This window comes from Arthrobacter sp. (assembly GCF_031179985.1).
Lineage (GTDB): Bacteria > Actinomycetota > Actinomycetes > Actinomycetales > Micrococcaceae > Arthrobacter.
Genome location: NZ_JAPSHJ010000024.1, coordinates 44697 through 51495 on the forward strand (window position 1 = coordinate 44697; position 6799 = coordinate 51495).

Annotated in this window: 6 protein-coding genes; 2 read left to right on the forward strand and 4 right to left on the reverse strand. The window is 60.2% G+C overall.

What is annotated here, in order from left to right:
- Positions 1-69 precede the first annotated feature (69 nt).
- From RIN13_RS12570 to RIN13_RS12580, 3 genes are read right to left on the reverse strand one after another with little or no spacing between them, the layout of a single operon-like run.
- The gene (locus RIN13_RS12570; protein WP_309107680.1) at positions 70-918 is read right to left on the reverse strand and encodes a carbohydrate ABC transporter permease; all 849 of its coding nucleotides are present in this window, start codon (positions 916-918) and stop codon (positions 70-72) included.
- 47 nt (positions 919-965) lie between these two features.
- Positions 966-2078, reverse strand: a complete 1113-nt coding sequence (locus RIN13_RS12575; protein ID WP_375164773.1) for a carbohydrate ABC transporter permease — start codon at positions 2076-2078, stop codon at positions 966-968.
- Positions 2079-2083: 5 nt separating this feature from the next.
- The gene (locus RIN13_RS12580) at positions 2084-3334 is read right to left on the reverse strand and encodes an extracellular solute-binding protein (protein ID WP_309107676.1); all 1251 of its coding nucleotides are present in this window, start codon (positions 3332-3334) and stop codon (positions 2084-2086) included.
- A 289-nt stretch (positions 3335-3623) separates the two neighbouring features.
- On the opposite strand from RIN13_RS12580, the gene RIN13_RS12585 reads away from it, so the two are divergent.
- Together RIN13_RS12585 and RIN13_RS12590 are read left to right on the forward strand one after the other, a co-directional pair.
- Complete coding sequence (locus tag RIN13_RS12585) at positions 3624-5660, forward strand: glycogen debranching N-terminal domain-containing protein (RefSeq protein WP_309107677.1); 2037 nt, start codon at positions 3624-3626, stop codon at positions 5658-5660.
- A 173-nt stretch (positions 5661-5833) separates the two neighbouring features.
- Entirely contained in the window at positions 5834-5959 is a 126-nt protein-coding gene (locus RIN13_RS12590; RefSeq protein ID WP_309107678.1) for a hypothetical protein, read from the forward strand.
- On the opposite strand, the gene RIN13_RS12595 is transcribed toward RIN13_RS12590, so the two are convergent.
- Positions 5946-6485, reverse strand: coding sequence for a hypothetical protein (locus tag RIN13_RS12595; RefSeq protein WP_309107679.1), 540 nt, complete (start codon positions 6483-6485; stop codon positions 5946-5948). The two genes, RIN13_RS12590 and RIN13_RS12595, sit on opposite strands and share 14 nt — an antisense overlap.
- Positions 6486-6799 lie beyond the last annotated feature (314 nt).

The following is a 6799-nucleotide window of genomic DNA, read 5'->3' on the forward strand; positions in this document are numbered from 1 at the left end:
GGACTGGAGTCTGGATGGCAGACTCCAGTCCAAAAGTGAACATCCCACGGCCCTAGGTAGACGATGCACTCATTCTTTGAGTGCTCCTGCGGTGCTGTTCATGATCTTTTTCTGGAAGATGAAGAACACGATGGCCACCGGGATGGTCATGATGGCTGCCGCCGCCAGTTTCAGCGGATATTGAGTCCCGGCACTGAGCGCGCCGGAGGAGAGCTGGGCCACGCCCTTGGTGATCGTCGTTAGCTCCGGGCTCTGGGCAGAGATAACAAAGTGGCTCAGCTCGTTCCAGGAACCTTGGAACGAGAGAATGACGATTGTCATCACGGCCGGCATGGACATGGGCAGCACCACGGACCAGAACGTCCGGAACGTCCCGGCGCCGTCAATCCTTGCTTGTTCCTCGACGCTGGCCGGAATGGACTCGAAGAAATTCTTCATGATGAACACACCGGCCGCGTCTGCCATCAGCGGGATGATCATGCCCGCGTAGGAGTCGTAGAGTCCGAGCTGGTTGATCACCAGGAATTTCGGGATGAGCAGAACGACTCCTGGGACTGCCATGACAGCAACGATTGCGGCGAAGATGACAGCCCTTCCGCGGAAGGGGATCCGAGCCAGGGCATATCCGGCGAGCAGGCAAAAGAACACCCGTCCGCAGGTAACGAAGATTGTCACCACTACGGAGTTTCCAAACCATAAAGGAAAATCCGAATTGAGGAAGAGCCTCTCATACGCCGCAGTGGACCAGGTCGCCGGGACCAGCGAAAGAGGATCGCTGGCCGCGTCGGGTTCGGTCTTGAATGATGTTGCCAGGTTGATTAGGAAAGGAAAGATATAGACGACGGCCAGCGAGACGAGCACCACGTAGGCCAGCCAAATAAATCTTCCTTGTCGCTTCCGGCGGCCCTTGGCCGGCAAAGGGGATGCCGGGCTCGCGGTAGTCGGCGTATCCGATATCAGCGCAGTCACAGTTTTCTCCCCCGGCTCGGTTCTGGATTCATTCGTTTGCGGCGCGGCACGTTAACACGCTCCCGGAGCAACAAGCGCTGGATCAACGTGAAGATGACGATGATGCCGAACAACAGGAACGCGATAGCCGCGCCTTGCCCCCATTGCTGATTGTTGAAGGCGGTGCTGAAGGAAAGGTAGGCGGGGGTCATGGTGGTCTTGGCAGGGCCACCTTCGGTTCCGGTGTAGATCTGGTCGAACACCTGCCAGGTCCCAATCAGCCCGAGAGTGATTACGGTGAAGAGCGTGGGGCGGAGCATGGGCAGGGTTACGTACCAGAAGCGCTGCCAAACACCGGCGCCGTCGAGCATGGCCGCTTCTTCAAGCTCGCCCTGCAGGTTCTGCAGGGCGGCGATAAAGAGCAGCATGAACGTCCCGGAGGTGGTGAAGATCGCCATGAGGATGAAGGCTGTCATGGCAACTGACGGTCCCGAGAGCCAGTCCCACCAGGTCACTCCAAGGAGCGTTTGCGATCCCAGCGCCGCCGGTGCGTCTGTAATACCGACGTTCCTGGCCAGGAGGTGGAAGATCCCGGCAGGTTCCTGGAACCAGTTCGGTCCGATGATCCCGAACAGTGACAGGAACTTGTTTACGGCGCCTGTGGCGTTGAACAGGAACAGCCACAGAACCGTAACTGCCACGGTGCTGGTGACGGACGGGAAGTAGAACGCGGTCCGGAAGAACCCCCGTCCTTTGAGGATCCGGTTGTTGACGAGCATCGCCAGGAACAGTGCCATCACGGTCTGCAGAGGAACAACCAATACTACGTAGTAGAGGTTGTTCCTCAGGGCGGTACCGAAGTCCCTTTCGGCCAGGCCACCGCCGGCGAGGATCGCCTCGAAGTTCCGTGCTCCCACGAACTGCGTGCCGCCGGCGAACGGGCTGCCCCGCCCTGTCCAGTCCGAGACGCTGACCCAGGCGGCCATCAGGACAGGCAGGACCAGGAAGAGTCCGAGAATTACGATCACGGGGGCGGTGAACAGCCAACCGGCCGCGTTCTGGTTACCGCGGATTCCTCTCCGGCTGGTCCCGCTGCTGCGGGTCCTGGTGCTGCGGGTGTTACGTGTCAGGATGCTCACTTTGACAGGGTCGCTGTCATCTCGGTCTGGAGGGAATCCAGGATGGCCTTCGGATCGGAGGTTCGCAGGCTGGCCAGCTTGGCGTCGAAGTCCTTGAGGACGTCGGCAGCACCGGGCTGGGACGGGAGGGTCTGGGCGTATTCCACCCCTGCGATGGAGGCTTCCTGTGCAGGGAACTCCTTCTTGAACCCGGCCTCTGCTGATTTGACTGAGGGCATGACGCCGAAGGCCTTCGCGAACGCCATCTGGGTCGTTGTGCCGGTCAACTGCTCCACCAACGCCTTAGCTGCGGGTTTGTTCTTGCTGTCCGCTGCGATGCCCCAGCAGTTGGTGAACTGCAGGGTGCCTTTGCCCTCGGGACCTGCCGGGAGCTCTACTGTGCGGTATTTGACGTTGGGGAAGTCCTTGGACAGTGCCCCTTCTATCCAGTTGCCTTCGATTGTCATTGCGGAAAGCTGTTTGCCGAAGGCTTCGCCTCCCCAACCAGCGCCCAGGTCAGAGGAGTACTTCACTGCTCCGTCGGTGAGCATTTTTTTGACGAAGGTGAGCGCCTCCACGTTTTCAGCGCTGTTGACCGTGGCTGTCTTGCCGTCGGAGCTGAGGAGAGACCCGCCTGCTTGAGGGAAGAAAGCGGCAACGCGGGCTGTTTCAGGGCTGAAAGCGAGGCCCACGGTATTGCCGGAGGTAAGCTTCTTGGCCGCAGCTTCCAGTTCGTCCCAGGTGGTGGGAATGTCGGCGTCGGTCAGGCCGGCAGCCTGCCAGAGGTCAGTGTTAATCACGAGGGACAGCGTCGAGGAGTCCTTGGGGGCGCAATAGAACTTCCCGTCGTAGGTAAAGGCCTTGACCAGGCTCGGCTGGAAGTCATCCTTGTTGGCCAGCGTGTCGGCGTAGGGTTCCACGGAGCCATTGGCCGCGTAGTTGCTCAGCTGGTCCGGGGACAGGTAAAAAACGTCCGCCGGCTTTCCCGAAGCAAAGCCCTGACTCAACTCCTGGACCAAGTCCGAGGCCACCTTGACCGACGCCTCCGTACCTGAAGTCTTGGACCAATCAGCAACGGCAGATTTCACGGCGTTGCCTTCAGCTTCACCGGAAGCACCGATCAGAACGCTGATCGGCCCGGAGCCCGCATCGGATGAGTTTTTGGTTTCGGAACCGGCGAAGCCCGAACCGCAAGCGCTGAGGCCCAGGGCCCCGCTAATGCAAATGGTGATCGCTGCAGCGAGGCGTGAGGCGCGTGGTGTTTTCATTTGTGGGGATCCTCTGTTTCGGGATGCGTCCGTCACTGGGCGCACCGAAGGTGATTGGAGTTTTTCGTATGGTCCAAGGGCTTTTGATCGATCAAGATTTGCTGTAAAACTGTATTTGAACGATCAAATGGGTGTTTCACAATGATGGTTGTGAGTTCCGCCACTGTCAAGACCTGAGACATCAACAGCGAGTGAGCCGGGAAATCCGGGTCTACTCGGCCAGCAATTTTCAACCGCGCACGTGCAGTGCCCGAAAGCAATGTTCCGCGCTTGCGGCCAAGGAGTATCAATGAACAACAACAGGCAGCCCTTCCTCCACGACCTGAATGTCCTTCTGGCCGCCCCGATGCAGGTCTGGTCCGAGCATGACGGGCAGCTGCGGCGCAGTGGCGGAGTCCAGGGCGTTTACTGTGCGGATACCCGGGTGATCGATGAGGCTGTCCTGACTGTCAATGGGGAGGAACCCGAACCTGTGGGCTCCAATTCGGTCCAGGGTTCTGTGGTTTCCTTCCAAGCCCTTATCCGGACCCTGGGAAGTGAGAATCCTGATCCTCTGGTCAGCCTGACCCGTCGCCGCAGCATCCTCACCGATCGCGTAGCTGAGGAAATCATCGTGCACTCCGACCTGAGCAAGGACGTCACAGCGGTGATCGAGATGGAGCTCGGGTCCGACTTTTCACCGTTGGAGTCGGTCAAAGCCGGCGGCCCGGCCCACCCTGTCCAACCCATACTGGATGGCGGGCTGTGGCGTGCATCCGAGCAAGGCGTCAGCTCGTCGATCAGCGCGCCGGGTGCCATGACGGAGCTGAGCAACAGTCAGCTTCGCCTCAAGTGGGAATTGACGATTCCTGCCAGGGGTACCGCAACGGTTGGATGGGAGGTGCAGGCCAAGGACAGTCTTGCCCCGTTCGTTGCGGCTGCCCCATCCACGACTGCGGGGGTCCGCGTCCGTGCCGGTGACCGACGCCTGACCGCACTGGCAGAAAGGGCGTTCTCGGACCTTGAAGGGCTGCGGATGTCCCCTGTTTCTTCACCCAAGGATGTTTTCCTCGCAGCCGGGGCTCCCTGGTTCTTCACCCTGTTTGGACGGGACTCGCTGATCGCTGCCCGAATGCTCCTTCCCGTTGATCCTTCATTGGCAGCCGGGACACTGCGCACCCTCGCAGCCCGTCAAGGCACAAAAAACGACCCTGCGACGGCTGAACAACCAGGCAAAATCCTTCACGAAGTGCGCCGCGGTGAGCTTCGGATGCCCGGGGATGCCAGCAACGGCGAACTCCGACTTCCGCCCGTCTATTACGGAACAGTGGACGCCACGCTGCTCTGGATCTCACTTCTCCACGACGCCTGGAAATGGGGCATGCCGGAGGAGGAAGTCAAGGACCTTATGAGCAACCTGGAAGACGCGTTGCTGTGGCTCCGGGACTGGGCCGACGCCGACGGCGACGGCTTTCTGGAGTACATCGACGAGACAGGGGTCGGACTGGCCAATCAAGGCTGGAAAGACTCCGCGGACTCCATCCGCTGGAACGACGGTTCGCTGGCCACAGGCCCCATCGCACTTGCAGAAGTGCAGGGATATGCCTACCAGGCCGCCACGAACGCAGCCGATCTGCTCGAGGCGTTCGGACTTGACGGCGCTGAAGAATGGCGGGCCTACGCAGCAGACATGGCCATCAACTTCCGCAACGCCTTCTGGTGCAGGGACGAACTCGGGGCCTACCCGGCAATAGCACTGGACGTGGATAAGCGGCCGGTAGACGGAGTCGCGAGCAATATGGGCCACCTGCTGGGTACGGGCATCCTGAATCAGGAGGAAAGCGAGCTGATAGCCCGCCGGATCATGCACCCCACCATGTTCTCCGGTTACGGTGTCCGCACCTTGGATACAGGCAACGGAGCCTACTGGCCCCTTCGCTATCACTCGGGTTCCGTGTGGGCGCATGACACGGCCATGACCCTGGACGGGCTGACAAAGGCCGGCTTTAGTGACGAAGCCGCCCTCCTGGCTACCGGCATGGTGGATGCGGCCGAAATCTTCGACTACCGGCTGCCCGAACTGTTCTCCGGCCACAGCTCAGCGCAGGGCGGACCTCAGCCCTACCCTGCCTCGTGCCGCCCCCAGGCCTGGGCAGCAGCATCTGCGGTTCCCCTGATGCTCGCAACGCTGGGCCTGACGCCTCAAGGACCGGGCCTGTTGCCGGAGGTGACTGCCGCCGTCCCCGTGCCTTTCGGTGCCTGTACCTTCGAAGGGCTTCAAGCAGGAGGCAGAACTTTCACCGTCGACGTCGACCGGCACGGCACAGCCACCGTTATTCCGGCCTAGCGCACATCTTCCCGAGGAGATGTGCATATGGGAGAAATCAGGAGCCGTTGAGATTCACGAATGGCGACGTCGACTGGCACGTCCCTCTGCTCCCGACGGCACACATTCGGCTACTGGGCGCCTTACAAACGCTACCTCCGAAGTGGCGGAAGGTCCTTTGGTACGTTGACGTGTTGCAGGAGCCATACGCGAGTGTTGGTTTGCTGATGGGCATGGATCCTGATGATGTGCCGGCTTTGGTGGATTACGCCAGGGCGGCACTCCGAGTGGGCTACATGGTGGCCGTCACCGAAACGTGAATTCCTTTGCGTCGGCACCGCCTGCACGCACGATGACGGGCACCTGCTGGGCGAGACGGTCTCCGGTCGGCATCCACCCACGGCCCGGCGACACGAGAATCAACATGCCATGGATGTCACCGACAGCCGCGAACCCCTCGCTTGGCGAATTGCCATAAGGCTTGATCCCCCTTACCTCTAAAAGCTCGACGACGGCGAGGACCTCGGGCACCGCCACACCTACCTCGCTCACACAAAGGAGGCCCTCAGGGCCGAAAGGGTCGGTGGTCGGATGCTGCAGCCCGCGCCGCTCGATCAGCTCGAGGACCTGACCATCAGGCCCATCGAAGTACACCGAACGGGAATTCCAGCTCGAGGGCCCCTCAAACTCGACTACTCCGTCTCGTCCAAGCAAGGAGGCCCGTGCCTCGATCCACACCTTTGCCTCCCGGAACGTGCCTGTCGGGATCGTAAAGGCGAGGTGATGGACCCCTTTATACTCGTTCTCCTCAAACACCATTCGCGTGCTCCCAAGCGTTACAGTCACCCGGGTTAAATCACGCACTACATCCAGGCCCAACTCACGCCCATAAAAGCGCTCGATAGTTTCTGCATCTCGTGCTGGGAGTACTACTTCTCTGATGTCCATACCGCCATCAAATAACCTCAAGTCCACTTGAGGTCAAGTTGCCTGCCTGAAAGTCCCCTTGGAAAATTGACAGCTATAGGAGCATCGTCAGAAACCCTCTCACGCAGGCTCTGACCGAGTTAGATACCGAGAACGGGTTCTGACCAAAAGTATCCCTCAAACAGGCCGGGATGCTGTTCGGCAAGCCGAAAAGACTAGTCAGAATTGGTCGT

What these genes read in the sequence shown, in the direction of transcription:
- RIN13_RS12580 (WP_309107676.1), bottom strand. Translation starts at nt 3,334, where the DNA reads ATGAAAACACCACGCGCCTCACGCCTCGCTGCAGCGATCACCATTTGC.
- RIN13_RS12585 (WP_309107677.1), top strand. Translation starts at nt 3,624, where the DNA reads ATGAACAACAACAGGCAGCCCTTCCTCCACGACCTGAATGTCCTTCTG.